This is a genomic window from Variovorax flavidus, from assembly GCF_030317145.1.
Classification (GTDB): domain Bacteria; phylum Pseudomonadota; class Gammaproteobacteria; order Burkholderiales; family Burkholderiaceae_C; genus Variovorax; species Variovorax flavidus.
Genome location: NZ_JASZYE010000001.1, coordinates 761,504 through 787,005 on the forward strand (window position 1 = coordinate 761,504; position 25,502 = coordinate 787,005).

General features: G+C 66.6%; 26 protein-coding genes. 8 read left to right on the forward strand and 18 right to left on the reverse strand.

All coding sequences use genetic code 11. From position 1 onward, the window contains the following. Nucleotides 1-74: 74 nt before the first annotated feature. Nucleotides 75-1,430: a class II 3-deoxy-7-phosphoheptulonate synthase gene (locus QTH90_RS03700; RefSeq protein ID WP_286663165.1), complete on the forward strand. Its 1,356-nt coding sequence runs from the start codon at nt 75-77 to the stop codon at nt 1,428-1,430. Between the two features lie 465 nt (nt 1,431-1,895). Here QTH90_RS03700 and QTH90_RS03705 read toward each other — a convergent pair whose 3' ends face one another. The 3 genes from QTH90_RS03705 to QTH90_RS03715 form a co-directional block, all read right to left on the reverse strand. Continuing rightward, nucleotides 1,896-2,675, reverse strand: a complete 780-nt coding sequence (locus QTH90_RS03705) for a M48 family metalloprotease (RefSeq protein ID WP_286663166.1) — start codon at nt 2,673-2,675, stop codon at nt 1,896-1,898. Between the two features lie 124 nt (nt 2,676-2,799). Beyond that, entirely contained in the window at nt 2,800-4,662 is a 1,863-nt protein-coding gene (locus QTH90_RS03710; protein WP_286663167.1) for a hybrid sensor histidine kinase/response regulator, read from the reverse strand. A gap of 46 nt (nt 4,663-4,708) precedes the next feature. Beyond that, complete coding sequence (locus QTH90_RS03715) at nt 4,709-5,335, reverse strand: response regulator (RefSeq protein WP_286663168.1); 627 nt, start codon at nt 5,333-5,335, stop codon at nt 4,709-4,711. Between the two features lie 92 nt (nt 5,336-5,427). Here QTH90_RS03715 and QTH90_RS03720 point away from each other — a divergent pair, with 92 nt between their 5' ends. Genes QTH90_RS03720 through QTH90_RS03730 form a run of 3 tightly spaced genes read left to right on the forward strand, consistent with a single transcriptional unit; the run spans nt 5,428 to nt 8,113 of the window. Beyond that, nucleotides 5,428-5,967, forward strand: coding sequence for a hypothetical protein (locus tag QTH90_RS03720; RefSeq protein WP_286663169.1), 540 nt, complete (start codon nt 5,428-5,430; stop codon nt 5,965-5,967). Beyond that, on the forward strand, nt 5,964-7,568 hold the full coding sequence (locus tag QTH90_RS03725) for a hypothetical protein (RefSeq protein WP_286663170.1): 1,605 nt from the start codon (nt 5,964-5,966) through the stop codon (nt 7,566-7,568). Before QTH90_RS03720 ends, QTH90_RS03725 begins: the two co-directional genes overlap by 4 nt. Before the next feature lie 53 nt (nt 7,569-7,621). Beyond that, a complete protein-coding gene (locus QTH90_RS03730) occupies nt 7,622-8,113 on the forward strand; it encodes a hypothetical protein (protein WP_286663171.1) in 492 nt (163 codons plus the stop codon). Nucleotides 8,114-8,134: 21 nt separating this feature from the next. Here the strand turns inward: QTH90_RS03730 and QTH90_RS03735 are convergent, their stop codons facing one another. The 6 genes from QTH90_RS03735 to mltG all read right to left on the reverse strand — a co-directional run bounded on the left by QTH90_RS03735 (nt 8,135) and on the right by mltG (nt 12,729). Then, the gene (locus QTH90_RS03735) at nt 8,135-8,797 is read right to left on the reverse strand and encodes an ankyrin repeat domain-containing protein (protein ID WP_286663172.1); all 663 of its coding nucleotides are present in this window, start codon (nt 8,795-8,797) and stop codon (nt 8,135-8,137) included. Continuing rightward, nucleotides 8,794-9,600 (reverse strand): TatD family hydrolase, encoded by an 807-nt coding sequence (locus tag QTH90_RS03740; RefSeq protein ID WP_286663173.1) that lies wholly within the window; start codon nt 9,598-9,600, stop codon nt 8,794-8,796. Before QTH90_RS03740 ends, QTH90_RS03735 begins: the two co-directional genes overlap by 4 nt. Nucleotides 9,601-9,666: 66 nt before the next feature. Beyond that, nucleotides 9,667-10,041, reverse strand: a complete 375-nt coding sequence (locus QTH90_RS03745) for a PilZ domain-containing protein (RefSeq protein WP_214685382.1) — start codon at nt 10,039-10,041, stop codon at nt 9,667-9,669. Further along, nucleotides 10,038-11,057 (reverse strand): DNA polymerase III delta subunit-related protein, encoded by a 1,020-nt coding sequence (locus QTH90_RS03750; protein ID WP_286663174.1) that lies wholly within the window; start codon nt 11,055-11,057, stop codon nt 10,038-10,040. The genes QTH90_RS03745 and QTH90_RS03750 overlap by 4 nt, the downstream gene beginning before the upstream one ends. Further along, a complete protein-coding gene (tmk, locus tag QTH90_RS03755; RefSeq protein WP_286663175.1) occupies nt 11,054-11,713 on the reverse strand; it encodes a dTMP kinase in 660 nt (219 codons plus the stop codon). Before tmk ends, QTH90_RS03750 begins: the two co-directional genes overlap by 4 nt. After that, on the reverse strand, nt 11,710-12,729 hold the full coding sequence (gene mltG, locus QTH90_RS03760; RefSeq protein ID WP_286663176.1) for an endolytic transglycosylase MltG: 1,020 nt from the start codon (nt 12,727-12,729) through the stop codon (nt 11,710-11,712). The genes tmk and mltG overlap by 4 nt, the downstream gene beginning before the upstream one ends. 86 nt (nt 12,730-12,815) lie before the next feature. Here mltG and ygfZ point away from each other — a divergent pair, with 86 nt between their 5' ends. Both ygfZ and QTH90_RS03770 read left to right on the forward strand, forming a co-directional pair. Next, entirely contained in the window at nt 12,816-13,739 is a 924-nt protein-coding gene (gene ygfZ / locus QTH90_RS03765; RefSeq protein ID WP_286663177.1) for a CAF17-like 4Fe-4S cluster assembly/insertion protein YgfZ, read from the forward strand. After that, nucleotides 13,740-14,255: a DUF1697 domain-containing protein gene (locus QTH90_RS03770; protein WP_286663178.1), complete on the forward strand. Its 516-nt coding sequence runs from the start codon at nt 13,740-13,742 to the stop codon at nt 14,253-14,255. Nucleotides 14,256-14,277: 22 nt separating this feature from the next. Here QTH90_RS03770 and QTH90_RS03775 read toward each other — a convergent pair whose 3' ends face one another. From QTH90_RS03775 to QTH90_RS03805, 7 genes are all read right to left on the reverse strand, one after another. Continuing rightward, on the reverse strand, nt 14,278-14,490 hold the full coding sequence (locus QTH90_RS03775; RefSeq protein ID WP_286663179.1) for a YbdD/YjiX family protein: 213 nt from the start codon (nt 14,488-14,490) through the stop codon (nt 14,278-14,280). After that, nucleotides 14,487-16,553 (reverse strand): carbon starvation CstA family protein, encoded by a 2,067-nt coding sequence (locus tag QTH90_RS03780; protein WP_286663180.1) that lies wholly within the window; start codon nt 16,551-16,553, stop codon nt 14,487-14,489. Before QTH90_RS03780 ends, QTH90_RS03775 begins: the two co-directional genes overlap by 4 nt. 116 nt (nt 16,554-16,669) lie before the next feature. Continuing rightward, the gene (locus QTH90_RS03785; RefSeq protein WP_286663181.1) at nt 16,670-17,302 is read right to left on the reverse strand and encodes a response regulator; all 633 of its coding nucleotides are present in this window, start codon (nt 17,300-17,302) and stop codon (nt 16,670-16,672) included. After that, nucleotides 17,299-18,660 carry a cache domain-containing protein gene (locus QTH90_RS03790; RefSeq protein WP_286663182.1) on the reverse strand — a complete coding sequence of 454 codons (1,362 nt, stop codon included), beginning with the start codon at nt 18,658-18,660 and terminating at the stop codon, nt 17,299-17,301. Before QTH90_RS03790 ends, QTH90_RS03785 begins: the two co-directional genes overlap by 4 nt. Nucleotides 18,661-18,697: 37 nt before the next feature. Next, nucleotides 18,698-19,426, reverse strand: a complete 729-nt coding sequence (locus tag QTH90_RS03795) for an alpha/beta fold hydrolase (RefSeq protein WP_286663183.1) — start codon at nt 19,424-19,426, stop codon at nt 18,698-18,700. A 90-nt stretch (nt 19,427-19,516) separates the two neighbouring features. Then, nucleotides 19,517-20,386: a YbgC/FadM family acyl-CoA thioesterase gene (locus QTH90_RS03800; RefSeq protein WP_286663184.1), complete on the reverse strand. Its 870-nt coding sequence runs from the start codon at nt 20,384-20,386 to the stop codon at nt 19,517-19,519. After that, on the reverse strand, nt 20,383-21,318 hold the full coding sequence (locus tag QTH90_RS03805; RefSeq protein ID WP_286663185.1) for an alpha/beta hydrolase: 936 nt from the start codon (nt 21,316-21,318) through the stop codon (nt 20,383-20,385). Before QTH90_RS03805 ends, QTH90_RS03800 begins: the two co-directional genes overlap by 4 nt. 160 nt (nt 21,319-21,478) lie before the next feature. Here QTH90_RS03805 and gbd point away from each other — a divergent pair, with 160 nt between their 5' ends. Next, nucleotides 21,479-22,615: a 4-hydroxybutyrate dehydrogenase gene (gene gbd / locus QTH90_RS03810; RefSeq protein ID WP_286663186.1), complete on the forward strand. Its 1,137-nt coding sequence runs from the start codon at nt 21,479-21,481 to the stop codon at nt 22,613-22,615. A gap of 7 nt (nt 22,616-22,622) precedes the next feature. Here gbd and QTH90_RS03815 read toward each other — a convergent pair whose 3' ends face one another. Then, nucleotides 22,623-23,498, reverse strand: a complete 876-nt coding sequence (locus QTH90_RS03815) for a LysR family transcriptional regulator (protein WP_286663187.1) — start codon at nt 23,496-23,498, stop codon at nt 22,623-22,625. Between the two features lie 94 nt (nt 23,499-23,592). Here QTH90_RS03815 and bla point away from each other — a divergent pair, with 94 nt between their 5' ends. Beyond that, nucleotides 23,593-24,462, forward strand: coding sequence for a class A beta-lactamase (gene bla, locus QTH90_RS03820; RefSeq protein WP_286663188.1), 870 nt, complete (start codon nt 23,593-23,595; stop codon nt 24,460-24,462). A 9-nt stretch (nt 24,463-24,471) separates the two neighbouring features. On the opposite strand, the gene QTH90_RS03825 is transcribed toward bla, so the two are convergent. After that, on the reverse strand, nt 24,472-25,458 hold the full coding sequence (locus tag QTH90_RS03825; protein ID WP_286663189.1) for a tripartite tricarboxylate transporter substrate binding protein: 987 nt from the start codon (nt 25,456-25,458) through the stop codon (nt 24,472-24,474). Between the last annotated feature and the right edge of the window lie 44 nt (nt 25,459-25,502).

The following is a 25,502-nucleotide window of genomic DNA, read 5'->3' on the forward strand; positions in this document are numbered from 1 at the left end:
AGCGTTTCCGAGATGATGCTCTCGCCATCCCGATCGCCGCTCTGATCTAATCTGCCAGACACGGAGTTCCACCGATGTTCACACACGATTGGCGCCCATCCTCCTGGAGAGGCCGCACTGCGCTGCAGATGCCGTCGTATCCCGACTCGCATGCACTGCAGGAGGTAGAGCAACGCCTCTCCGGCCTGCCGTCGCTCATCTTTCCCGGCGAGATTTCACAACTGCGCGAACGCCTCGCAGCCGTGTCGCGGGGAGAGGCCTTCCTGTTGCAGGGCGGTGATTGCGCCGAGAGCTTCGACGAATTCGGACAGGAGCCGGTGGAATCGACCTTCCGGGTGATCCTGCAGATGGCCGTTGTGCTGACCTACGCGGCCGCCTGCCCCGTGGTGAAGGTGGGGCGCATTGCCGGCCAGTTCGCCAAACCGCGGTCCTCCGAACTGGAAACGCAAGAGGGCGCCACCCTGCCCTCCTACCGCGGAGACATCATCAACAGCAGCGCCTTCACGGCGCAAGCGCGACAGCCCGATCCTTTTCGCCTTCTCACGGCCTACTCTCATTCCGCGACCACGCTGAACCTGCTGCGCGCCCTGGCCCAGGGCGGCTTTGCCGATTTGCACGAAGTGCACCGGTGGACGGCAGACTTCGTCCGCTCGAGTCCTCAAGGCGCGCGCTTCGAAGAGCTCGCGGACCGCATCACCGAGTCACTCGCGTTCATGGAAGCCTGCGGGTTCGACGCCTCCCGGGCGCCACAACTGCATGCAGTGGAGTTCTACACCTCGCACGAGGCCTTGCACCTGCAATACGAGGAAGCGCTGACCCGCTCCAACGAACGCACCGGCAGCTGGTACGGGGGTTCGGCCCACCTGCTTTGGCTGGGCGAGCGCACGCGCCAGATCGATGGCGCCCATGTCGAATACCTGCGTGGCGTCGACAACGCGATCGGCGTCAAGCTGGGACCATCGGCAAGCCCGGATGACGTGCTGCGTCTCATCGATGTGCTCGACCCGGATCAGGAGCCCGGCCGGCTGGTGTTGATTGCGCGCATGGGAAGCGACAAGGTGCAGGCCCAACTGCCGCCGCTGCTGCGCGCCGTGCGCCGTGCCGGACGAACGCCCGTCTGGTGCTGCGACCCGATGCACGGCAATACCGTGACATCGTCCAACGGCTACAAGACGCGCGATTTCGAACGGATCCTCCAGGAGCTGCTGGGCTACTTCGCCGCGCACAGCCAGGAAGGCACTTACCCCGGCGGCCTGCATTTCGAGATGACGGGCCAGGATGTCACGGAATGCCGCGGAGGCGCACAGGAACTCACGGACGAAGGACTGTCTGAGCGCTATCGCAGCGCCTGCGATCCGCGACTCAATGGGTCGCAAAGCCTCGAACTGGCCTTCCTGATTGCCGACGTGCTCAAGGCTGCGCGCAGGTAGCACGGACTGCCGCAGGACTCTACGGCAGATTCCTGCGCTCGTCGGAGCGAGTCCACGCCGTGCGCGCCGCGGCCTCGGCCTCACACGCTTCAATCCCGGCGAGCGCCTCCGCCGCCAATCCACTCCAGATCCAGCTTGTATGGGCGAGCGGGCCTTTGGGGATGGAAGGCGCGGGATGGCACTGGCTCTGCGCCTGTTGGCCACCGGTGGCGCTTCCTGGAAGACTGCCGCATGCCGAGAGCAATGCAACAGATGCCAGGCCAACCATCCGACCCGGCAGAGTGAAGAAGAGTTTGCAGTTCATCGGGAAACCCTTGAAGTTGGCGACCGCGTCTGATTACGGCGATCTGGCCAACTGTTCAGGTTCCCGGCTGTTGGCTCAACCCCCTGTGCGTGGGGTTGGCGCCCGATGAGGCAGCCCCTTCGGGTCACAAGGCAGGAGTCGCCCTGCCCTCGCGTCTTCGCTCAGGCGCCCTTGTCCAGGCGCTTTTGCATGTGTGCTGCACGCGCGGCCGACGGCGGATGCGAACTCATCAGAGAGCTGCCCGATGCACTCCCCTCGTTGAGCTTGGCGAGCTTCTGGAAGCTGGTCACCAGGCCCTTGCGCTCCAGCTTGCGTTCGGTGAGCAGGTCGAACGAGTAGTCGTCGGCGGCGCTTTCCTGCGACTGCGAGAACTGGGCGTTGACGAACTTCTCCGCCAGCTCTCCGGCCTGCGATTCGGACAACGCCTTCAGCGCGCTGTTGCCGGTCGCGGCGGCGAGGCCGCGGGCCGCCGACGCCGCATAGGCGGTCTGCATGCGCGTCTTGGAATGGCCCAGCGCCACGTGGCCGATCTCGTGGCCGATGACGCCGCGCAATTCGTCGTCGTCCATGAGATCCATCAAGCCGCTGTAGACGCGAATGCACCCGTTGGCCATGGCCCACGCGTTGACGTCTTCGGTCAGATAGACCTTGTAGTCCGCGCCCTTGCCATTGATCGTCGCCGGCATGCCCTTGACGACACGGTCGAGCCGCTTGACGTAGGCGCTGGAAGACGCGGCCACCTTGTTCTTCCCGTCCATGGCGGTGCAGGACTCGTTGGACATGGTGACGATGTCGCCGTCGCTGAGCGACATCGCCTTGACGGCGGTCCCTCCGACGTTGGCCAGGCTCTGGGTGTCGATCCCCTGGAGGGTTTCGCACCCGGCGAGCAGGAAGGCAGCCGAAGCAGCCGCCGCGAGAAAATGAAGACGGAAATGATGCACGAGAAACTCCCTTTGATATGAGTGCAGCGCAGCAGCGATGTGACTGCGTTGCGCGGAATCCGGCACGCGAAGGTCTGCGCCCTCGGCGTGTCGGCGGCGCGATCTTAGATGACGCGAACAGGTGCTACCGGGGCCCTTCGCCCCGACGCAACGCCTGCTCGACCGCTGCGCGCAGAACCTCGCTGGCGATGGGCTTGTGCAGCAGCGGCCAGCCGGCGCGCTTGGCTCCCCGCAACGCCTTCGACGCGGTCTCGCCGGTCGCGACGAGCACCGGAAATCGGCCGTAGGTCGCCTGCAGCCGCTCGACCAATTCGACGCCACTCTCCGGGCCACCCAGGCGCAGGTCGGCGATCATCAGATCGGGCCGACCGAAGGAGACAAACAGCCTCTCGGTTTCTTCGGCCCCCGCCGCCACGAAGGTGTCGCAGCCCCACGAACCCAGCAGCATCGACATGCCTTGCAGGATGTCGGTCTCGTCATCGAGGACGTAGATGCGTGCGGCCAATGGCTGTGCGTCCCTACCAGCCGTTGACCCGGCGGGCGCGCTGGTCGGTCCATGCACATCCTCGATGCCTGGGACTCTCACCGTGAAGGTGCTGCCACCTCCGGGCCGCGACTGCGCCGTGATCTCGCCTCCGGCGAGCTCGACCAGTCGGCGCACGATGGCGAGGCCCAGGCCCACCCCCTGGCTGCGATCGCGGCCCTGGTTACCTACCTGGAAGAACTCCTCGAAGATGCGCGGCAGTGCATCGGGGTGGATGCCCTCGCCGCTGTCCTTCACCGCCAGCACCGCGCAATCCCGTTCGCGTGCCAGCCGCAGGGTCACACCGCCGCTGGCGGTGTACTTGATGGCGTTGTCCAACAGGTTGCGCATCACGCGCGCCAGGGCCAGGGTGTCGCCGCTCCAGACCACTGGCGCCAGGTCCCATGCCAGTTGCAGGCCCTTGGCATCCGCGGCCGCCTGGAATTCGCTGCACAGGCTGCGGCACATCTCATCGAGCGCTACCGTGTGGTGCGCCGGCACGTAGTGGCCGCTCGACAGCTGCGACAGCTGCGACAGGTCGAGCAGGCCGTGCAGCAGAGCGCCCAGCGAACGGGCGATCTGGTCGATGTGGCCGCCGACCTCGCGCAGCGTCTCGGGCCCCGGGTCGGCACTCAGCACCGCGCTGTAGATGGACAGCGCATGCAGCGGCTGGCGCAGGTCATGGCTGGCCGAGGCCAGCACGCGGGCGCGGGCCGCGGATTCGCGCTCAGCGCGCTCCACCGCCGCGCGCAGCGCTCCGTTGAGGCGCTCGATGTCCTGGCTGCGGCCGGCGAGGCGGTCGTTCGATCTGGCGAGCTCCCGCGTCTGGGCGAAGCTGGTGCGCGCATGACGCTCGAGCAGGTTCGCGACCACCCAGCCGATCGTCGAGATCGTCAGCAGGAAGCTCAGCGCCGCCAGTTGGTAGATGCGCGCAACGTGCTCGTCGAGGTCGTCGCTCTTGTTTTGCCAGTTCCAGGCAAAGGTGATGAATGCGGCAAGGAGGCACAGCGCGATCTGCAGCAGCACGGCACGCGCCCGCAGTCGAAGCATCGCGAAGCAGAAGACAACGTTGATGCACATCCCCATGAAGAAGTACATGTAGTCGTACGGATACGGCACGATCAGGAAACCGTTGCAATAGAACAGGAAGTTGATGACCGCCGCCGAAGTCAGCACGAGGCCGGCATAGCGCTCGTCCTGCTCGAAACGCGAGCGCATGGCAAGCAGCATGAAGGGCACCAGCTGAAGCACCGTGGCGATGCGGTTGGTCAGCACCTCCTGCAGCACACGGTCGAACTCCAGGTCGCCGACGCTGTAGAGATAGTCGAGCCCAAGGAACGCCGTCGAGGTGATGATCCCCAACACGATGGCCAGGCGGCGATGGGCCGCGAATTGCCGGCAATAGGCCTGCAGGAATGCCTGTTCCTGAGACGGCGCCGCAAAGCTTTCCGGCAGCGTCCACATTTGCCTCCAGGCCTGGCGTGCACCGACCCGTGCGTGTGCGCTCAGCTCAGGCATCGGGGCCGTCGGGGGCCAGGCCGAGCCTTGCGGCCGCAACCACGGCCTCGGTGCGGTTGCGAACCCGCAGCACCTGGAAGAGCGCAGTCAGGTGCTCCTTGACCGTGTTCTCCGAGATGCCGAGTTCTCGCGCGATGGATTTGGTCGGCAGGCCGCGCGACAGCAGGCGCAGCACGTCGGACTGGCGCGGGCTCAGCCCCGAGCGCTGAGGGGGCGAAGGCGTCGTCGCGAGAAACGGATCGGGCAGGAACACATGCCCCGCGAGCACCCGGCGCAAGGCCTGGGTCAATGCCTCGGGCGGCATGCTCTTGGGCACGAAGCTCATGGCTCCTGCATCGAGGCAGGCGCGGATCGTGTCGTCGTCCTGGGTTGCCGAGACCACCACAACGGGGATGTCGGGCGCTGCCTCGCGGAAGAAGCTCAGCCCGTCGAGACCGCTGCCGTCTTTCAGCACCAGATCGAGCAGACAGAGTGAAATCCCCGAAGGGTCCTTCGCGAGTTCGGCGGCCTCGGCCAGCGTACTGGCCTCGACGACCTGGACATTGCGCAAGACGGTCGACACCAGCAGACGCAGCCCGGCCCTGAACAACGCATGGTCGTCCACCAGCAGCACCTTCATCACCACTCCCCTTTTTTGTTCACGCTGTGCGGCGTCCGCGGATGACGCGCGGACGCCGCCAGCATAACCCGGCGGGTGGAGGGAGGGCTCCCTTGCTCATCCCTACGTCCCGGTGGTTGTTGCTGTGCGCCGCTCGCCGAATAGTGGCAGCCCTGATCAACCCGAAGACCGCTATGACATCCACTTTCCGCTCCATTGACGACCTGGCCCGACTGGACGATCGCGCGCTCGCAAGTTGCCTGCGCCGCTTGCGCACCGCGATCGCCGAGGCCAGACACCGGCACGCCGTGGCACTGCAGCAAGGACTGCTCTCGGCCGGCTGCACCTTCACCTTCTCGTCGTTCACGTGGCGTCCCGACCAGGCCGGGCCGACCGGACGAACGGAGCCGCTTCATGCCTCGACGCCGATCGACGAACTGGGATTGCGACCGCGCGCCGTCGAGACGCTGAAGGATCTCCACGTCTTTTTGGTCGAGGATCTCTCGGCCATCAGCGAGGAGGAACTGAGGGCCCGGGAAGCGATCGGCGCGCGGACCCTGATGGTGCTGCGCGATGCGCTGGCGCACACGGGGCTCGCGTTCCTGCGGGTTGAAGTGCGGACGCGCGGTGCGTCGGCGGGAGCGCAGTCATGAACCGCATGAACCGTGGCATGGCAGCCGTCGCCGCGATATGCCTCACGGCTTTGGTCGCGGCTTGCGGCGGAGGTGGTGGCGCCGCTGGACAGCCGCTGCCCCCAGTGAATTCGGCACCGAACTCGCAGGGAGCCGCTGTACCGCTGCGCGGCGTGGTGACCTACGACTCCGTGCCCAACATCGGTGGCGCGCTGGCGTATGCGGAGACCGTGCGCAAGCCGGTGCGAGGCGCAGTCGTCGAGGCGCTCGACGCTGCATCGCGAATCGTTGCCACCACGCGCACGGACGTCGCCGGCGCTTACGTCGTGGATGTTCCCGCGAACAACTCGGTGAGCCTCCGCGTGAGAGCCCAGCTGTCGCATGAAGGTCCCAGTGCGAGCTGGGAGGTGAGCGTGCGCGACAACACCCGCTCGGACGCGATCTACGCGCTCGAGGTGACGGACATCCCGATCGGCAGCGCGCCGGTCACCCGCGACGTCCACGCGCCTTCGGGATGGGACGGCACCCGCTACGCATCGGCCCGCGTCGCCGCGCCCTTCGCGATGCTCGACACGATCCATGACGCGCAAGCCAAGATGCTCTCGGTCGTGCCCGACGCCAAGTTCGTGCCGCTGCGGGTCTTCTGGAGCCAGCACAACCTGCCGGCCGATGGCAACCCGGCGCTGGGGCAGATCGGCTCGACCCATTTCCAGCGCAGCGGACCCAACGGCCCCGCCATCTACATGCTGGGCAAGGAAGACCTGGACACAGACGAGTACGACACCTCGGTGATTGCGCACGAGTGGGCGCACTACTATCAGGCGAACTTCAGCCGCAACGATTCGCCAGGCGGCAGCCATTCGATGGCAGAAAGCCTGGATGCGCGCCTCGCCTTCTCGGAAGGGTGGGCCAACGCCTGGGCCGGCATTGCCCTGGATCGCAGCGACTACACGGATTCGCTGGGCACGCAGCAGGCGCGGGGGCTCAGGATCGACCTCGCTGCGGGCGCATCCTCCAACCCCGGCTGGCACCGCGAGGCATCGATCCAGTCGGTGCTCTGGACCTTGAACAGCCGGGTCGGCTTCCGGCCCATCCACGATGCCTTCACGGGCGACCTCAAGACCGGGCCCGCGCTGACCTCGATTCATTCCTTCGCCGCGGCCTTCGGCCGGGTGGCGCCAGCCCATGGATCGCAGCTGGCCGAACTTCTGGCCCGCGAGCGGATCAGCGCCGCACTCAACGACCCCTTCGGAGAACAGGAAACCAACGACGGCGGCCTGCCAGGCAATCCGGGCGCACTGCCGCTGTACCGGCCGGCTTCGGTTGGCGGAACGACCTCGGTCTGCGTCAGCAACCGAAGGGGCACCGGCAACAAGCTCGGCACCCATGCATTCCTGCGCTTCACCGTGACCAGCGCGCGCAACCACACCCTGCACGTCAGCGGGCCCGCTGCTGCGGACCCCGACCTGGTCGTCTACGGCGGCCGGCAGTTGTCGGTGGCCCGGAGCGTGGGATCGACGGAAACCCTCGCACTTCGACTGGCCGCGGGCGAGCATGTCCTGGCCCTCAACGATTTCAACAACTCTTCGGCAGCCACCTGTTTTGCCGTCAGCATCGTATGAAGCAACACATCGCTTTGAGTCCCCGCCTCCGGGACATTTGCCACGCCACTTGCGTGTTGGCTCTGTTCGCGCCTTGCCTGGCGCTCGCCCAGGCCGACGCCGACTTGCCACCGCAGCGCAAGACCACGCCGGCCACGCCCATGAAAATCGCGACGACCAAGGCCAACCATGCGGGTGTCGAGCTTCGCTACCACGTCGATGCGCCGTCGCGCCCTGGTGCCTCGATCACCGTGCAACTGGAATTCGACGGTGTGACCGACCCTGCAGGTGCGCTGGTGCGACTGCAGGCCGACCATGGCCTGCGAATCGGCGATCCGGCGACGACGCGAACGCTGCCCGCCGGGGAAGCTACGGGCTGGTCAATCCCGCTGCAGCACTTCGGGGCCGGCCTGCGCTATCTGCATGTGTTCACGACGCAACACGGCATCACCAGCATCACGTCGATACCGATGCCCGCCAGCAGCGATGCTTCCATGCCGCGTTCGGACGGCGAGCTCAAGATCTCCGGCGATGACAAGATCATCGCGCTGCCGGTGCGTCCCTGAGTCAGCGCCGGGAAGAGCGCCTCACCACTTCCCGTCGCTGGGCTTCTTGCTCCGCACTGCTGCAGCCAGCAGTTGTGCGGCATCCGGGCGATTCGCCCGTTGGGCGAAGTCGGTGGCGGTCATGCCCAACTGGTTTTTCATGAGCGGGTCGGCGCCTTCGTCGAGCAGCAACTTCACTGCCGCGGTGGACCCGTACATGGCGGCCATCATCAAGGGCGTGGAGCCATTGGGCGACTGCGCATCGATGAAGGCATCCTTGTCCAGCAGCTGCTGCATGATGGCCGTGTGACCGTTGGTCGCCGCATAGTGCAGCGGCGTCCAGCCGGGCTTGTTGACGTCGGCGTCGCGTTCGATCAGCCGGGTCACGAGGTCTTGCTGGCCCTTGATGGCCGCGAGCATCAATGGACTTTCGTCCTTTTCATTGCGCGCCTCGACGTCGGTCTTCGGCGAAGCCAGAAGCACCTGGATCACCTTCGGCGACGGCTCGCGCACGGCGATCAGCAGCCCCGTCTGGCCCTTCTCGTCGCGGGTGTTGGGGTCGAACCCGCGGTCGAGCAGGTTTTTGACGGCGCTGGCGTTGTCCGAGCGGACGGCCCTGAAGAAGTCTTCGAACGAACCGGCGCTTGCAGAAAAACATGCTGCAAAAACAGCAAGATACAAGAACTTCTTGAAGTGATTTATCATGTCTTTACCCCGCTGAACAGGGTCTCGAAATTGTCGCTGGTCGCCTTCGCGATCGTCTCGAGCGGCAAGTTGCGGAGCTGAGCGATCTGCTGCGCGACATACGGCACATAGGACGGGTTGTTGGTCTTGCCGCGGTACGGCACCGGCGCGAGATAGGGGCTGTCGGTCTCGATCAGCATCCGATCCATCGGCACGAAAGCCGCCACGTCACGCAGGTCCTGCGCCTTCTTGAAGGTCAGGATGCCGGAGAAGGAAATGTAGAAGCCGAGGTCCAGGGCAGCGCGCGCCACTTCGGCTGTTTCGGTGAAGCAATGGAAAACGCCGCCGGCTGCCCTGCCGGTGCCATCTTCGCCCTCCTCCTTCAGAATCGCGAGCGTGTCGGCCGAGGCTTCGCGGGTATGAATCACGAGCGGCTTTTGGGTCTGCTGGGCGGCACGGATATGGACGCGGAAACGGTCGCGCTGCCATTCGAGGTCGCCGATGCTGCGGCCGCCCTTGCGTTCTTCCATCTGGTAGTAGTCAAGGCCGGTCTCGCCGATGGCCACCACCTTGGGCAATGCCGAGCGGCGGACGAGGTCCTCCACCGTGGGCTCGGCGATGTCTTCGTTGTCCGGATGGACGCCTACGGAGGCCCAGAAGTTGTCATAACCGGACGCCAGGGCCTGAACATCGGCAAATTCTTCCAGCGTCGTGCAGATGCAGAGCGCCCGGTCGACCTGTGCGGCTGCCATCGCGGCACGGATCTGCGGCATCTGGTCCGCGAACTCGGGGAAAGTCAGGTGGCAATGGGAATCTGTGAACATCGCGGAATTCTCGAGAATGGCGGTGCATCCGCACCGCGTGCGGTCCGCGTCGCAGATGGACGGGACTCAGATGGTCTGGGTCGGGCGGTCGGACGCCATCGTGCCACCCAGCGCCTCTTCGATGCGGGCCTTCAGTTGGCGCGACTTGTCATCGGACGGGAAGCGGATGCCGACACCGGGCGCCCGGTTGCCAGCGGCGCGAGCCGGCGTGATCCAGGCGACCTTGCCGGCGACCGGATAGCGCTGGGGATCCTCAGGCAGCGTGAGCAGCACGTAGACGTCGTCGCCGAGCCGGTACTCGCGCGAGGTCGGAATGAAGATCCCACCCTCGGCGAACAGCGGAATGTAGGCCGCATAAAGCGCGCCTTTTTCCTTGATGGCCAACTGGATGACGCTGGGCCGCGCGGGCGCGGACGGTGTGGGGGCTGCTGGAGTGTTCATGGGCGACGGCGTCCCGAGTTTAGGGTGGTTCGCGCTTCGCTCACAAGCGCCTCGAGCATCAGACCCGCATTGAAGGGGTGTTCTGCGGTTTTTGCCGCATTTGCCAGCGACCTGGACCAGCGGGCCAGCGCAACGCGGGACGGCGCTGGCGGCAGGTCGGAAGCTTCGAAGAAACGGGGCGCGGCGCCACTGTCGGTCGCCATGAGGTCATGGCAGAGCTTCTGGAGCGCACCGATGGCCTGTGCTGGCGCATGGTCTGCCAGCGCGCTCACATCCCCGCGCGACAGGGCCTTGGGCAACAGGCTCCACGCCTTGGGCGATTGGCCCTGCCCGGCCAGCCGTAGCGCGTCGCTGGGCCGGCCGCCGGCGGCGCGCAACAGTCCAGGGGCATCCGCGGCGGGAACACCCTGCCCGATCAGCCAGTCGCGCGCCTCGTCGCCCTCAGGCCACGGCAAGGTGAAACCGAGGCAGCGGCTGCGGATCGTCGGCAGCAGTTGCCAAGCCGCCTCACTGGCGAGCACGAACCGGACATCGCCGACTGGCTCTTCCAGTGTCTTCAGGAGCGCGTTCGCGGTGACCGTGTTCATCCGCTCCGCCGGATAGACCAGCACCGCCTTGCCGCGGCCCCGCGCGCTGGTGCGCTGGGCAAAGCCGACGGCGTCGCGCATTGCCTCGACGCGGATCTCGCGGCTGGGCTTCCGCTTCTTGTCGTCGATGTCGGCCTGCGATTTTTCGTCCAGCGGCCAGCCCAGCTCCTGCATCGCCACTTCGGGCATGAGCACGCACAGGTCGGCGTGCGTACGCACCTGGATCGCGTGGCAACTCGGGCAGTTTCCGCAGGCGCCATCTTTCCTGGCCTCATCCGGCTGCTCGCACAGCCAGGCGGCCGCGAGCGCCAGGCCCAGCTCGTACTGGCCGAGTCCCGATGGCCCCTGCAACAGCCATGCGTGGCCGCGTTGGCGCAGCAGCTCCGTGAGCGGCTTGCGCAACCACGGCGAGAGCGACTCGGCGTTCACGGCGCGCCTCCGCTGTCGGAGGCGACGAACCCACGCTCGGCCAGCGCCGCTTCGATTTGCTGCCAGACCTGCTCGCGCGACTGGTTCGCGTCGATGCGAACGAAGCGCGGCGCAGAGGCTGCACGCTGTGCGTAGCCTGCGGCAACGCGCCGGAAAAATTCGACCGGCTGCGACTCGAACTTGTCCGGCAGACGCGCGCCCGCGAGCCGCTCGGCTGCCGTCTCCGGAGGCAGGTCGAACCACACGGTGATGTCGGGTTGCAGCAGCGCATGCACGCCGGAATCCGGCTGCGCTTGCACCCATTGCTCGAGCGTCGAAAGCACGGACGGATCGAAGCCGCGGCCTGCGCCCTGATAGGCAAAGGTCGCGTCGGTGAAGCGATCGCAGAGCACGATGTCGCCGCGTGCCAGGGCCGGCTCGATCACGCGCACCACGTGGTCGCGCCGCGCCGCGAAGACCAGCAGCGATTCGGTCAGCGCGTCCATGGGCTGTTCGAGGATCTGCGCGCGCAAGGCCTCGGCCAGTGGCGTGCCGCCCGGCTCGCGGGTGCGCGTCACCTGGCGGCCCTGCGCCTTGAACAGCGCTTCGAGCGCGTCGATGTGGCTCGACTTGCCGGCACCATCGATGCCTTCAAGCGTCAGGAAGAGTCCCTTCATTGACCACTCCGCTGGTTTGGGTCGGCGCCCCGCTGGTATCGGTTGACCGCACGGTTGTGCTCGTCGAGCGAACTGCTGAACTGGCTGGTGCCATCGCCGCGTGAGACGAAATACAGCGACTTGCTTTGCGCCGGCTGCACAGCGGCGAGCAAGGCGGCTTTGCCCGGCATCGCGATCGGCGTCGGGGGCAGCCCGTTGCGCAAATAGGTGTTCCAGGGGGAGTCGGTCTGCAGATCCTTCTTGCGCAGGTTCCCGTCGAAGCGCGCGCCCATCCCGTAGATGACGGTCGGGTCGGTCTGTAGCGGCATCCCGATGCGCAGCCGGTTGATGAAGACCGCGGCGATCTCGGAGCGGTCCTGTGCCTTGCCCGTCTCCTTTTCGACAATGCTGGCCAGGATCAGCGCCTCGTCCGGAGTCTTGAGCGGCAGGTCGGCAGCGCGGGCGGCCCAGGCGGCTTCGAGCTTCCTGTCCATGGCGCGCATGGCCCGCTGCAGCAGAGCGAAGTCGGTCGAACCCTTGGAATAGGTGTAGGTGTCGGGGAAGAAGCGGCCTTCGGGGTGCATGCCCGGCCGTCCGAGCCGGGTCATCACTTCCTCGTCGGTCTGCCCGAGCGTGTCGGGCTTCAATTGATCGGCCTTGGCCAGCGCGGCGCGCACCTGACGAAAATTCCATCCCTCGACCAGCACCAGGCTTCGGGTCGCTTCCTCGCCGCGCACGAGCACGTTGAGCAGCAGCCTCGGGGTGATGCCGCGTTCCAGCTCGTAGCTGCCGGCGCGCATCTGGCGGTCCTGCCCTGAGAAGCGGAACCATAGGTACAGCAATTGGGGCGGAACGTCCACGCCGGTGTCGGCGACCGCCTGGGCGATGCCGCGAGGCGTGGTGCCGGGCTCGACCGACAGGTCGACGTTGGGTGCCGGCAGCTTGAGCGGCTGGTTGACCCACCAGAGGCCGGCTGCGCCAGCGCCCAGCACGACGAAGGCAGCGAGCAGAAAGAGCGTGAGAAAGAAGCGGCGCACGGGATCCGACGAAGGAAGCGAACTGAAAGATGTGGAATGAAGCCCTGCGGACCGAGCGGAACGGGGTCGGCCATGATAATTCAGCGATGACCTCTGTCGTTCTGAATGGCGTGACCGCCCTCTCCCACCTCGGTGTGATTCGCGCCGAGGGCCCCGATGCCGCCAGCTTCCTGCATGGCCAGCTGACCCAGGATTTCGCATTGCTCGACGCGTCCGAAGCGCGGCTGGCCGCCCTGTGCACGGCCAAGGGGCGCGCGATCGCCAGTTTCATCGGCATCCGGCCGCAGCCCGAGCGCATCCTGCTGGTGTGCAGCCGGGACATCCTCCCGGCGACGCTCAAGCGTCTGTCGATGTACGTGCTGCGCGCCAAGGCGAAGCTGAGCGATGCGAGCGATGACTATGCGCTCTACGGATTGGCCGGCACCGCACTGACGGCCAATGGCATCGACGCCGGATCGCCCCCCGGCCGCCACAGCATGGTGGGTGACGCCGACGCCGTCACGCTCTACCCGTCCGACGGCATCCCTCGCGCCTTGTGGATCAGCCCCGCTGGCGCCGCCGCCCCCCACGGCGCCACGCTCGACCCCGCGCTCTGGCAATGGAGCGAAGTCCGCAGCGGCATCGTCACGCTGACTTCGCCCGTGGTCGAAGCCTTCGTGCCGCAGATGATCAACTACGAATCGGTGGGCGGCGTGAACTTCAAGAAGGGTTGCTATCCGGGCCAGGAGGTGGTCGCGCGCAGCCAGTTCCGCGGCACGCTCAAGCGCCGCACTTATCTCGTGCAGGCCAGCGACAAGGTTGCAGCCGGCGAGGAAGTCTTTGCCGTCAACGATCCGGAGCAACCCGTGGGTACCGTGGCACAGGCTGCCCCTTCACCGAATGGTGGCTGGGCTGCGCTGATCTCGATCCAGATCGCCGCGATCGACGCCGGTGGACTGCACGCGCGCTCCGCCGAAGGCCCGTCGCTCACGGTGGAGCCGCTGCCCTACGCGCTGCTGGAAGACATCTGAATGCCGCGCTACGTCGCCTTCCTTCGCGGCGTGAGCCCGATGAACGCGAAGATGCCGGAGTTGAAGCGCTGCTTTGAAAGCGCCGGCTTCACCAACGTCAAGACCGTGCTTTCAAGCGGCAACGTCGTATTCGATGCGCGCGCGGCATCAGCGGCCTCGTTGGAACGCAAGGTCGAAGCTGCGATGACGCAGCACCTCGACCGGTCGTTTCAAACCATCGTGCGCTCGGCCAAGGCGCTGCGCGATCTGCTCGATGCCGATCCTTACGCCGCGTTCGACCTGCCCGCAGGCGCCAAACGGGTCGTCACCTTCCTGCGCACCGTGCATCCCGCAAAGCTCTCGCTCCCCTTGGAGAAAGACGATGCGCGCATCCTGGCGATGAAGAACCAGGAGATCTTCAGCGCCTACGTTCCGGGACCGCGCGGGCCGGTGTTCATGGTGCTCATCGAGAAGACTTTCGGCACGGACCTGACCACCCGGACCTGGGACACGGTCAGGAAATGCGCCGCGGCCTGAACCTGCCGCGACGCGTTGCGATTCAGCAGCACCGTCCCTTGCCGCTCCCGTAGCGCGCCTCCAGCCGCTCCCGGAAAAACGCCTCGTAGCTCATGGGCGCTTGTCCGGGATGCGTGCGCTCCATGTGGCTCAGGTAGACGTCGTAGTCGGGCAGGCCCACCATGAGGCGCAGCGATTGCGCCAGCGAGCGGGCCAGGTAGCGCCCGGCTTGCGGCAGGCCGGCAACGGTCTTCATGAAGCGGCGGATGCAGGCATCGGCTCGAACGGCGTCTCGCGGACGGTCGGGTGGCCGGCCGCCCGCGCAGCCAGCACGCTGCGGATGCTGTAGACCAGCACGCTCAACACCACGAACATGAACACCGCGCACAGGGCCGCGTCGAGACGGTCATTGAAGACGATGCGCGACATTGCCTCCGGCGTCTTGGCCGGCGCGATCAGGACGTTCTGCGCGATGCCATCCGCGTACTTGGCAGCATGCGAGAGAAAGCCGACCTTCGGGTCCGACGAGAAGATCTTCTGCCAGCCCGCGGTCAGCGTGCAGATCAGCAGCCAGGCGGCCGGCGCCATCGTCACCCAGGCGTAGCGATCCCGCTTCATGCGGAACAGCACCACCGTGCCGAGCAACAGCGCCACGGCGGCCAGCATCTGGTTCGAGATGCCGAACAGCGGCCACAGCGTGTTGATGCCGCCCAGCGGATCGACCACGCCCTGGTACAGGAAATATCCCCATGCCGCGACGCAGAGGAAGGTCGCGATCAGGTTGGCCACCATCGAGTCGGTGCGCTTCATGGCGGGCACGAAGCTGCCCAGCAGGTCTTGCAGCATGAAGCGGCCCGCGCGCGTGCCGGCATCGACCGCGGTCAGGATGAAGAGCGCCTCGAAGAGAATCGCGAAGTGGTACCAGAAGGCCATCATGGCCTGGCCACCGACGACCTGGTGGAGGATGTGCGCCATGCCGACAGCCAGCGTCGGCGCACCGCCGACGCGGCCGAGGATGGTGGTCTCGCCGACGTCCTTGGCGGTCTGCACCAGCACGTCGGGCGTGATCGAGAAGCCCCAGCCCGAGATGGTCTGCGCGACCGCCTCCGGGGTGGTTCCGACCAGAGCTGCCGGGCTGTTCATGGCGAAGTAGACGCCCGGGTCGATGCAAGCAGCGGCCACCAGTGCCATCACCGCGACGAAAGACTCGGCCAGCATGCCGCCGTAGCCGATGTAGCGTGCGTGTCGCTCGTTGTCGAGCATCTTCGGCGTGGTGCCCGAAGAGATCAGCGCATGGAAGCCGGACACCGCGCCGCAGGCGATCGTGATGAACAGGAAGGGAAACAGGTTGCCCGACCACACCGGGCCATTGCCCTGGGCGAACTGCGTGATGGCAGGCATCTGCAGCGTCGGGGCGACGAACAGGATGCCGATCGCGAGCGCGATGATGGTGCCGATCTTCAGGAAGGTCGACAGGTAGTCGCGCGGCGCCAGCAGCAGCCACACCGGCAGGCTCGCGGCGATGAAGCCGTAGCCGACCAGCATCCAGGTCAGCGCCTTGCCGTCGAAGGTGAACATGGGCGCCCAAGTGGCACTCTGGCTCACGGCCTGGCCGCCGAAGATCGCCAGCATCAGGAGCACGAATCCGATGACCGAGACCTCGCCGATGCGACCCGGGCGGATGTAGCGCAGGTACACGCCCATGAACACCGCCACCGGAATCGTCGCTGCCACCGTGAAGGTGCCCCACGGCGACTCGGCCAGCGCCTTCACCACGATCAGCGCCAGCACCGCGAGGATGATGATCATGATCATGAAGGTGCCGAAGAGCGCGATCATCCCGGGCACGACGCCCATTTCCTGCTTGATCAGGTCGCCGAGCGAGCGGCCGTCGCGCCGCGTCGAGATGAAGAGCACGATGAAGTCCTGCACCGCGCCGGCGAAGACCACGCCGGCCAGGATCCAGAGCAGCCCGGGCAGATAGCCCATCTGCGCCGCGAGCACCGGGCCCACCAGCGGACCGGCACCGGCGATGGCCGCGAAGTGGTGGCCGAACAGAACGTTCTTGTCGGTCGGCACGTAGTCCAGTCCATCGTTGTGGCGATGGGCCGGCGTGCTGCGCTTGCCGTCGAGGCCGAGCACGGTGTCGGCGATGAACAGGCTGTAGTAGCGGTAGGCGATCAGGTAGGTGCAGAGGGCCGCGACCACGACCCACAAGGCGTTGATGGACTCGCCACGCGCCAGGGCCACCGTTCCTAACGCAAATGCGCCGATGACGGCGACGACAAGCCACACCAGGTGGCGGCGGATGCTCTGCATGCGGGGGTCTCCTTTGGGTAAACCCCGGGAGTGTCGCCAGCCTTCGCCGCATTGGCATCGGTTGCACCACGCGGTTGGATCGCGTGGAATTGATTAAGGGAAAACCCCTAAATCGCTCAAATCTTCCTTGAATGCTCGACCGCGTACTTGATGAGTTCGGCTTGACCTTCAATGTCCAGCCTGCGCTTGATGCTCTGCCGGTGTGCCTCCACCGTCCGCACGCTCAGGCCCAGTTCCTGCGCGATCTCCTTGCTCGACGCGCCGCGCCCCAGCGCCGAAAGAATCTCGCTCTCGCGAGGCGTCAGCAACGGCTTGGGCGCCTGGTTGCGAAACAAGCGCTTCGACACGGCCGGACTCAGGAAGGTGCCGCCCGCCGACACCGCGTCGATGGCGGCGACGATCTCGCTGGCCGGTGCATCCTTGAGCACGTAGCCGCGCGCGCCAGCCTGCAAGGCCTGCTGCACATACTCAGGGTTGTCGTACATGCTGAGCATCACGACGCGCACCTCGGGCTGCCGCTCCTGAAGCATCGCGGCCATGTCGATGCCGCTCACCTCCTTCATGCCGACGTCCGCCAGCACCAGGTCGGGCCGCAGCTTGTCGATGAGCGCCAGCGCTTCAGCGGCACTCGCAGCCTCGCCGACGATCTCGATCTGCGGCAATGGCGACAGGCGTGCGCGCAGTCCGTCGCGCACCAGCGGGTGGTCGTCCACGAGAAACAGGCGGACCACAGGGCGCTCGACCGTCATGCGGTCCTCCCCGCGCGCACGGGCACATCCGCAACGACGGAGGTTCCGGCGTTGTCGGAGCGCACATGCAGGGTTCCGCCGATGGCCGCCACGCGCTCGCGCATGTTGCGCAATCCGATGCCGCCGCTCGGATCGGCCTGCGCGGCCTCCTCGTCGAAGCCGCGGCCGTCATCGCCGATGTCCAGCCGCACATCGGCGGCGGAGAAAGTCAGCGCAATGCGCACCTGCATGGCTCCCGAATGCTTGCGAACGTTGGTCAATGCCTCCTGTGCGACACGGAACAGCGCCGTCTTGACTTCCTGGGCCAATTCGTACGGCTCGCCATGGATCGCGACCGATGCGTCGACCGCGCCCTCCTCCCCGAACTCGGCGCCCAGCCGTTCGAGAGCAGCCGGCAGGCCCAGCGTGTCGAGCAATGCGGGCCGCAGCCGGTGCGAGATGCGCCGCACTTCCGAGAGCGAGTCGTTCAGCCGTTGCAGCGCCTTGCCCAGTGCGGGCGGCACGGCCTCGCGCGAGCGCTCCAGCGCATCCACGGCAGATTCGACCAGCAGCTTGGCGGAAACCAGCAACTGGCTCGTGCCGTCGTGCAACTCGCGCGCCAGGTGGCTGCGCTCGTCTTCCTGCGATTGGACGACCTGGCGCGCCAGGTGCCGCAACTTGCTTTCGGCCACGCGATGCTCGCTCAGGTTGAGCAGCAATCCCGTGGCGCTCACGACCGCCAGGCACAGCGCGGCGATGCCTGCGATCCAGAGCATCGTGGTTGTCAGATTGGCGTTCATCTGCTGGTCGAGCGTCTCCATCGCCGAGTCGATGTCGTCCAGGTACAGGCCGGTGCCGACCATCCAGTTCCAGCGCGGCAGCACCGTCACGTAACCGAGCTTGGGCGCCGGCTGGGCGCTCGAAGGCTTGCGCCACTGGTATTCGACGAAGCCACTGCCCCGCCTCGCCTGCGCGATCAGGTCCTGGATGGTCGCGCGGCCTTGCGAGTCGCGCAGTTCCCAGAGCTGTTGGCCAACCAGTTCCGGCTGCCTCGAATGCATGAGGGAGCGGCCCTGCAGGTCATAGACGAAGAAGTAGCCGTCATCCCCGTAGTCCAGCGCGGCGAGCCGGCGCAGGGCCTCGGCGCGGGCCGCCTCGTCATCGGGTGCTGCGTCGTACAACGGCTGCACGACGCTGACCGCGAGGTCCACGTAGCTGCGCAACTCGCTGCGCCGCTGGGTCATGTAGGTCTGTTCGGTCAATACGCGCTCGCGTTGCGCCAGGTCGCGCTCCTGGTGGCGCACGGCAAAGGCCACCAGCATCAGCGCGATCAGCAGCGGCGCAACAGCGAGCGCAACGATCTTGGTGCGGAGATTCATGGGGCGGCAAGACTACCACCCGCTTCCAGGACCGGACTCAGGCCAGCTTCAGCAACTCCGAGGTCAGATCCTCGGGCGCATCGACCATCACGTCGTGGCTGGTCGGCATCTTCACGACCCGCCAGCCGGCAGCGCCTTCGACCTTGGCCGCGAAATACCGGAACGGGCTCGGGTCCCAGTTGTCCGCCAGGATGTAGAGGCGGTCCTTGATCTTGTCCCCCGCACCGGTCAGCAACAACGGCATCTCGAAGGTCGCGAGCGCCTGGGGACGGCAAAGACGATCGACGCGCGCCCGGTTGGCCGGCGCGATATTGAACATCTCCGCCGGAATCGGCTGCATCAACCCGCCATGGTCCTGCAGCGCGGTGCCTCGAAAGGCACCCAGGAACTGCGCCGCGATTTCGGGCGCCAACGCCTTCGACAACAGCCCGTTCAACGAATCGCCATGCTCCGGCACGAAGGCGTCGAGATAGACCAGCGAGCGGATCCGGTCGCTGAAGCGGTCCGCCACGCCGGTGATGACCATACCGCCGTACGAATGGCCGACCAGGATCACGTTGTCGAGCTCCTCCCATTCGATGCAGCCGCACACGTCGCGGATATGCGTCTCGAGCGTGACGTTCTCCCTCGATTGGTGAAAGCGCTCGCCCACGCCGGTGTGCGTTGGCGTGAACACCGCATGCCCGGCGGCACGCAGCGCGTCAGCGGTTTCGCGGTAGCACCACCCGCCGTGCCACGCGCCATGAACCAGAACAAAGTTGGCCATCGCTATGTCTCCTTGTAGGGGGACGGCCATCTTGAGCGACCGATGTGCAGCCTGCCATCGGGGAATCCCGGCCGGGCGGGCCCCGCGTCGTCAGAGCTTTCGGCGCATCTCGATGTGGGCGATGCCGGCTTCCTCGAAGGGATCGCCGTACGGCAGGTAGCCCAGGCGCGCGTAGAAGGCTTCTGCGCTGCGTTGTGCATGCAGGGTGACTTCGCGATCCCCGCGTGCGGCCGCCGCGGCTTCGAGCGCACGCAGCACCGCCGCGCCGTGGCCACCGCTGCGCAAGGTCCGGTTCACCGCCATGCGACCGATGCGCCCGACGCCGGGTGCCTCGGTGACGAGCCGCCCCGTCGCGACGGCCTGCCCCAGCCGGTTGCGCGCCACGGCGTGCACGGCAGTCGCGTCGTGCTCGTCCCATTCGAGTTCCTTGGGAATGCGCTGTTCTTCGATGAACACGTCGCGCCTTACCTTGCCCGCGCCGTCGCCGAGTAAGTCCCAGTGGCCCGTCACCACTTCGCGCATCGATTCGCCGATCTCGAAGGCTGCGAGGACCTCGCGCAACAAGGGTGGCACCGGCTTGGAAGTCTGCGTGGCCGGATCGGCAAACACGTACACGAGCTCGCAGGTCACGAGCAGGTCGTCGCCGCGGTACAGGCCGCCCACGAAGAGGATCGACGAGTTGCCCACGCGCATGCATTTCATGCCAACGTCCAGCAGGTCGTCGACCCGAGCCGAGGCGTTGAACTCGACGGTGGCCTTGCGCACGTAGAGATCGCCGCCCAGCGCCTGCATCGCCTCTTCGTACGGCAGCGCCATCGCGCGCCAGTAGTCGGCGATGGCGGTGTCGAAGTACATCAGGTAGTGCGCGTTGAAGACGATCTTCTGCATGTCCACTTCGGCCCAGCGCACGCGCAGGCGGTGGAAGAAACGAAAGTCGGATTTCCTGAGTGTCTCGGTCATGGTTGCAAGGCTTCTTTCAATGCGCGGGCCGCGTCGGCGTGGGCCTGGAGGGCTTCGGGAATGGCACGTCCCATCTTGACGAATTCGTGGATCACGCCGCGGTAGATCTCCAGGTCGACCGTCACGCCGGCCGCCCGCAGCTTGTCGGCGTAGGCAATGCCTTCGTCCACCACCGGATCGTATTCGGCCAGGCCGATCCATGCCGGCGCGACGCCTTCCACGTCATCGGCGTTGAGCGGCGCGAAGCGCCAGTCGTCGCGATCTGCGGCCGAATTCACGTACAGGCCGAAGAACCAGCTGATGAGTGCCTCGCCAAGCAGGGGGCCTTCTGCGAATTTCCTGTGCGACGGCGTGTCCTGGTGTGCCGCGGTGCCGGGATAGATCAGCATCTGCAGCGCAAGCGGAATCCCCGCATCGCGCGCGAGGATGGCGCAGACAGCGGCCAGGGTGCCACCGGCGCTGTCGCCTCCGACCGCGATGCGCGAGCCATCGAGGCCCCACTGCCCGGCGTTCGCCGCGAGGTGTGCGAGCGCGTCCCACGCATCGTTCGACGCCGTCGGAAACTTGTGCTCCGGCGCGAGCCGGTAGTCCACGGAGACCACGGCGCACCCGCTCTTTTCGCTCAGGACACGGCACAGGATGTCGTGCGTGGCGATGCTGCCCACCGTGAATCCCCCACCATGAAAGAACAGCAGCACCGGCAGGGCTTCGCTCGAATGCGCGTACAGGCGTACCGGGATCGCGTAGCCGTCGCGTGCGGGCAGGCTGAGGTCCTCGACGCGTGCGAGCTGCGGCTTGGGGACCTCGAGCACGCCGGCGCCTTTCTCGTAGGCGGCCTTGGCCCCGGCGGGCGTCAGCGTATGGAGCGGCGGACGTCCGGCGCGCGCCATGCGTTCGACCACGCTGGCCATCTTGGGAGTGAGCCCGATCATCGCGTCAGAGCCCTTCTTTCGAGCCGCCGCGCCCACCGGATGTCCCGATGGCGTCAAGCGCAAGGGTTTTTTTCGTGTCCAAGATGCTCCGTGCTTGTTAGATTCGAAGGCTCGCATCGTACCGTCCGCACTACGTCCGCCCCACGTTCCGTACCACCCCATGGCCCTCATCCAGTACCTCACCCAGATCCAGTTCGACTTCGGCGCCATCCAGCTGCTTCGCAGCGAATGCGAGCGCATCGGCATCACGCGCCCGCTGGTCGTGACCGACGCCGGCGTGCGCGCCGCAGGCATCCTGCAGAAGGCGCTCGATGCCCTCGGCGATCTGCCGGCGGCCGTCTTCGACCAGACGCCGTCCAACCCGACCGAAGCCGCAGTCCGCGCCGCCGCCGCCCTGTACCGCGAAGGCCGCTGCGATGGGCTGATCGCCGTCGGCGGCGGCTCCGCCATCGACTGTGCCAAGGGCGTCGCGATCGCGGCCACGCACGAAGGCCCGCTCAAGACCTACGCCACCATCGAAGGCGGCTCGCCGAAGATCACCGACCGTGTGGCGCCGCTGATCGCCGTGCCCACCACCAGCGGCACCGGCAGCGAGGTGGCGCGCGGCGCGATCGTGATCGTCGACGACCACCGCAAGCTCGGATTCCACAGCTGGTTCCTCATGCCCAAGGCTGCCATCTGCGACCCCGAACTCACGCTCGGCCTGCCGCCGCGGCTGACCGCCGCGACCGGCATGGACGCCATCGCGCACTGCATGGAAACCTTCATGTCGGCAGCCTTCAATCCGCCGGCCGACGGCATCGGCCTTGACGGGCTCGAACGCGCCTGGGGCTACATCGAGCGCGCGACGAAGGACGGCAGCGACCGCGAGGCGCGCCTCAACCTCATGAGCGCCTCGATGCAGGGCGCGATGGCCTTCCAGAAAGGCCTGGGCTGCGTGCATTCGCTGAGCCACAGCCTGGGCGGCATCGATCCGCGGCTGCACCATGGCACGCTCAACGCCCTCTTCCTGCCGGCCGTGATCCATTTCAATGCCGGTGCCGAGTCGGTGCGCAAGGACCAACGCCTGCAACGCATGGCGCAGGCCATGCACCTCGATTCCGCCGGCGACCTGGGCGATGCGATCCGCGACATGTGCGCGCGGCTCGATCTGCCCAAGGGCCTGGCCGAAGTCGGCGTCACGCCGGACATCTTCGAGAAGTTGATCGACGGCGCCATGGCCGACCATTGCCACAAGACCAATCCGCGGCTCGCGACCCGCGACGACTACCGGCAGATGCTCGAAGCGTCGATGTAAGGCACGTTCAGGAGGCTGCGCCGGTCTGGCCCCGCAGCCAATCGCGAAACACCTTCATCGACGGACTCAAGGGGCGCGACCGGAGACGGGTCAGCCAGTAGCCGCCGGTCATGACTTCGATGGCCAGCGGTTGCGCGAGCCGGCCATCCTGAAGCTCGCGCTCGAACATGGAGGCCGGTGCAAGCGCCACGCCGGCCCCCTGCATTGCCGCCTCGACCATCAGGCGCGAAGAATCGAACACCGGCCCGCGAATCGCCGGGGCATCGATGCCCGCAGCGGCGAACCACCCCGGCCAGTCTTCCGCGCGGTACGAGCGCAGCAAGGTCTCGTGCACCAGGTCCTGCGCCCGGCGCACGCGCACGGCCACCGCGGGCGCGCACAGCACCGACAGCGGCGCCGACAGCAGGTGCTCCGCGTGCAGGCCGGGCCAGTTGCCATCGCCGAAGCGGACCGCAAAGTCCAGGCCTTCCGCGGCCAGGTCAACCACGTTGTTGTGCGTCATCAGGCGCAGATCGATGAAGGGACAGCTTTCGCGGAACAGCCGCAGTCGCGGCATCAGCCAACCGACCGCGAAGGTGCCGACCACGCCGATGCTGAGTACTTCGAAGAAGTGCCCGTTGTCGAACTGCTGGATGACCGCCTCCATGCGGCCGAAGGCATCGGCCAGCACCGGCAGCAGTGCATGGCCTTCATCCGTGAGGGCGAGCCCGCGCGGCAGGCGGCGGAACAGTGCGACGCCGAGGCGCGACTCCAGTCCGCGTACCTGCTGGCTCACGGCTGCCTGCGTCACGTTGAGTTCGCCCGCCGCCAGCGTGAAGCTCAGGTGGCGCGCGGAGCATTCGAAGGCGCGCAAGGCGTTCAGGGGGAGATGAGGACGCGCCATTCGAGCCAAAAGAATTTCTATTGCAATCCAGAAAATACCATCGTTTGTGCCCTCGTTCGAAAGCGCGGAAAGTACGCCGCTTTCAGGAGAACGAATGATCGATCGACGACTGTTTTCAACCGGCCTGCTGGCCTGCCTGTCGGGTGTGGCCCCCCTCGCCCACGCGGACGACAAGGCCGAGCTGTCCCGACGCTTCGCAGACATCGAGAAGGCCAGCGGCGCTCGCCTTGGCGTCTCGGTGTTCGACACCGGCAGCGGCTTGCGCGCCGGCCATCGCGAAGAAGAGCGCTTCCCGATGTGCAGCACCTTCAAATTCCTGGCCGCGGCGGCGATCCTGGCTCGCGTCGACCAGCGCATGGAGCGACTGGACCGCCGCATCGTCTTCAGCAAGCATGACCTGGTCGCGGGCTCGCCGGTGACCGGGCAGCACGTCGGCAGCGCGGGAATGACGATGGCGGAAATCTGCGAGGCGGCCATCACGCGCAGCGACAACACGGCCGGAAACCTGATGCTCGCAAGCATCGGAGGCCCGGCGGGCCTGACGCGCTACGTCCGTTCGCTCGGCGATAGGCACTCGCGCCTCGACCGCATCGAGACTGCGCTGAACGAAGCTCGGCCCGACGATCCGCGCGACACCACGACGCCAGCCGCCATGCTCGGCGACATGCAAAAGATTCTTTTGGGCGATGCGCTCTCGCAGCCGTCGCGCGGGCATCTCCTGCGCTGGCTCGACGCCAATCAGACCGGAGGCCAGCGCCTGCGCGCAGGCGTACCCACGGACTGGGTGGTCGGCGACAAGACCGGCTCGGGCGACAGGGGCACCGCCAATGTCATCGCGATCCTGCGGCCGCCTGGTCGCACACCCATCCTGGCCGCGGTCTTTCTCACGGAAAGCACCGCCTCGATGGAGGCGCGCAACGCGACGATCGCCGCGGTCGGTGCCGCGTTCGCCAAGGCGACCTGAGGGCCGGGCTCAGTCCGGCTTGACCCCGGCGGTCTTGATGACCTGGGCCCACTTGGCGGTCTCCGCCGCGATGAAGGCATCGAACTCTTCCGGCGTGCTGCCCGCGGGGAAGGTGCCCATGGCCTCCAGCTTGGCCTTGGTCTCGTCGCTCCTGATGATGCGCGCCACCTCTTCCGACATGCGCTTGACGATCTCGCGCGGCGTGCCCGCCGGGGCCAGCATGCCGGCCCAGGTGCTGCCGGTGAATCCGGGAAAGCCTTGTTCGATGAAAGTCGGCACCTCGGGCAGCACCGGCAGCCGCCGATCGCTCGCCACGCCGATCAGGCGCACCTTGCCGGCCTTGCCCTGGTTGATCAGTCCTGTGGGCGCGTCGAAGAAAAGCTGGATCTGACCGCCCATCAGATCCGTCAGCGCCGGCACCGCGCCCCGGTACGGGATGTGGATCATGTAGGTCTTGGTGAGCGACTTCCACAGCTCGCTCGTCAGGTGCGCGGCCGAGCCATTGCCTGACGAGCCGAAGCTCACCTTGCCCGGATTGGCGCGTGCGTAGTCGATGAGTTCCTTCGCAGTCTTGAAGGGAGCGTCGTTGTTCACCGCCGCGAGGAGCGGCGACACACCCATCAGCGACACGCCGACCAGATCCTTGCGAGGGTCGTAGGGCAGCTTCGGGTAGAGCGTGGTGTTGGCCGAATACGCCGCGATCACGACGCCGAATGTGCTGCCGTCCGGCGCAGCCTTGGCGACGGCATCGACCCCGATCAGGCTGTTGGCGCCCGGCTTGTTGTCGATCACGATGGTCTGCCCGAGCCGGCTCTGCAGTCCGGGCTGGATCAGCCTCGCCATCTGGTCGGTGAAGCCGCCCGGCGTGTAGGGCACGACGATGCGGATCGGCTTGTTCGGCCACGCGGACTGGGCGAATGAAGGCGCCGCGATCGACACCGCGGCAGCGGCGGTCGACAGGTTGAAGGCGCGGCGGGTCAGACGGATAGGTGGCATTGAAGTTCTCCCTCGTTTCGAGTGTGCATTCTGTAAGTTGCCCC

Bases quoted from the DNA above. Each gene is read 5' to 3' on its own strand.
- QTH90_RS03700 (WP_286663165.1), top strand. From the start codon at position 75: ATGTTCACACACGATTGGCGCCCATCCTCCTGGAGAGGCCGCACTGCG.
- QTH90_RS03710 (WP_286663167.1), bottom strand. From the start codon at position 4,662: ATGTGGACGCTGCCGGAAAGCTTTGCGGCGCCGTCTCAGGAACAGGCA.
- QTH90_RS03715 (WP_286663168.1), bottom strand. From the start codon at position 5,335: ATGAAGGTGCTGCTGGTGGACGACCATGCGTTGTTCAGGGCCGGGCTG.
- QTH90_RS03725 (WP_286663170.1), top strand. From the start codon at position 5,964: ATGAACCGCATGAACCGTGGCATGGCAGCCGTCGCCGCGATATGCCTC.
- QTH90_RS03735 (WP_286663172.1), bottom strand. From the start codon at position 8,797: ATGATAAATCACTTCAAGAAGTTCTTGTATCTTGCTGTTTTTGCAGCA.
- QTH90_RS03740 (WP_286663173.1), bottom strand. From the start codon at position 9,600: ATGTTCACAGATTCCCATTGCCACCTGACTTTCCCCGAGTTCGCGGAC.
- QTH90_RS03745 (WP_214685382.1), bottom strand. From the start codon at position 10,041: ATGAACACTCCAGCAGCCCCCACACCGTCCGCGCCCGCGCGGCCCAGC.
- tmk (WP_286663175.1), bottom strand. From the start codon at position 11,713: ATGAAGGGACTCTTCCTGACGCTTGAAGGCATCGATGGTGCCGGCAAG.
- ygfZ (WP_286663177.1), top strand. From the start codon at position 12,816: ATGACCTCTGTCGTTCTGAATGGCGTGACCGCCCTCTCCCACCTCGGT.
- QTH90_RS03770 (WP_286663178.1), top strand. From the start codon at position 13,740: ATGCCGCGCTACGTCGCCTTCCTTCGCGGCGTGAGCCCGATGAACGCG.
- QTH90_RS03775 (WP_286663179.1), bottom strand. From the start codon at position 14,490: ATGAAGACCGTTGCCGGCCTGCCGCAAGCCGGGCGCTACCTGGCCCGC.
- QTH90_RS03780 (WP_286663180.1), bottom strand. From the start codon at position 16,553: ATGCAGAGCATCCGCCGCCACCTGGTGTGGCTTGTCGTCGCCGTCATC.
- QTH90_RS03785 (WP_286663181.1), bottom strand. From the start codon at position 17,302: ATGACGGTCGAGCGCCCTGTGGTCCGCCTGTTTCTCGTGGACGACCAC.
- QTH90_RS03790 (WP_286663182.1), bottom strand. From the start codon at position 18,660: ATGAATCTCCGCACCAAGATCGTTGCGCTCGCTGTTGCGCCGCTGCTG.
- QTH90_RS03795 (WP_286663183.1), bottom strand. From the start codon at position 19,426: ATGGCCAACTTTGTTCTGGTTCATGGCGCGTGGCACGGCGGGTGGTGC.
- QTH90_RS03800 (WP_286663184.1), bottom strand. From the start codon at position 20,386: ATGACCGAGACACTCAGGAAATCCGACTTTCGTTTCTTCCACCGCCTG.
- QTH90_RS03805 (WP_286663185.1), bottom strand. From the start codon at position 21,318: ATGATCGGGCTCACTCCCAAGATGGCCAGCGTGGTCGAACGCATGGCG.
- gbd (WP_286663186.1), top strand. From the start codon at position 21,479: ATGGCCCTCATCCAGTACCTCACCCAGATCCAGTTCGACTTCGGCGCC.
- QTH90_RS03815 (WP_286663187.1), bottom strand. From the start codon at position 23,498: ATGGCGCGTCCTCATCTCCCCCTGAACGCCTTGCGCGCCTTCGAATGC.
- bla (WP_286663188.1), top strand. From the start codon at position 23,593: ATGATCGATCGACGACTGTTTTCAACCGGCCTGCTGGCCTGCCTGTCG.
- QTH90_RS03825 (WP_286663189.1), bottom strand. From the start codon at position 25,458: ATGCCACCTATCCGTCTGACCCGCCGCGCCTTCAACCTGTCGACCGCC.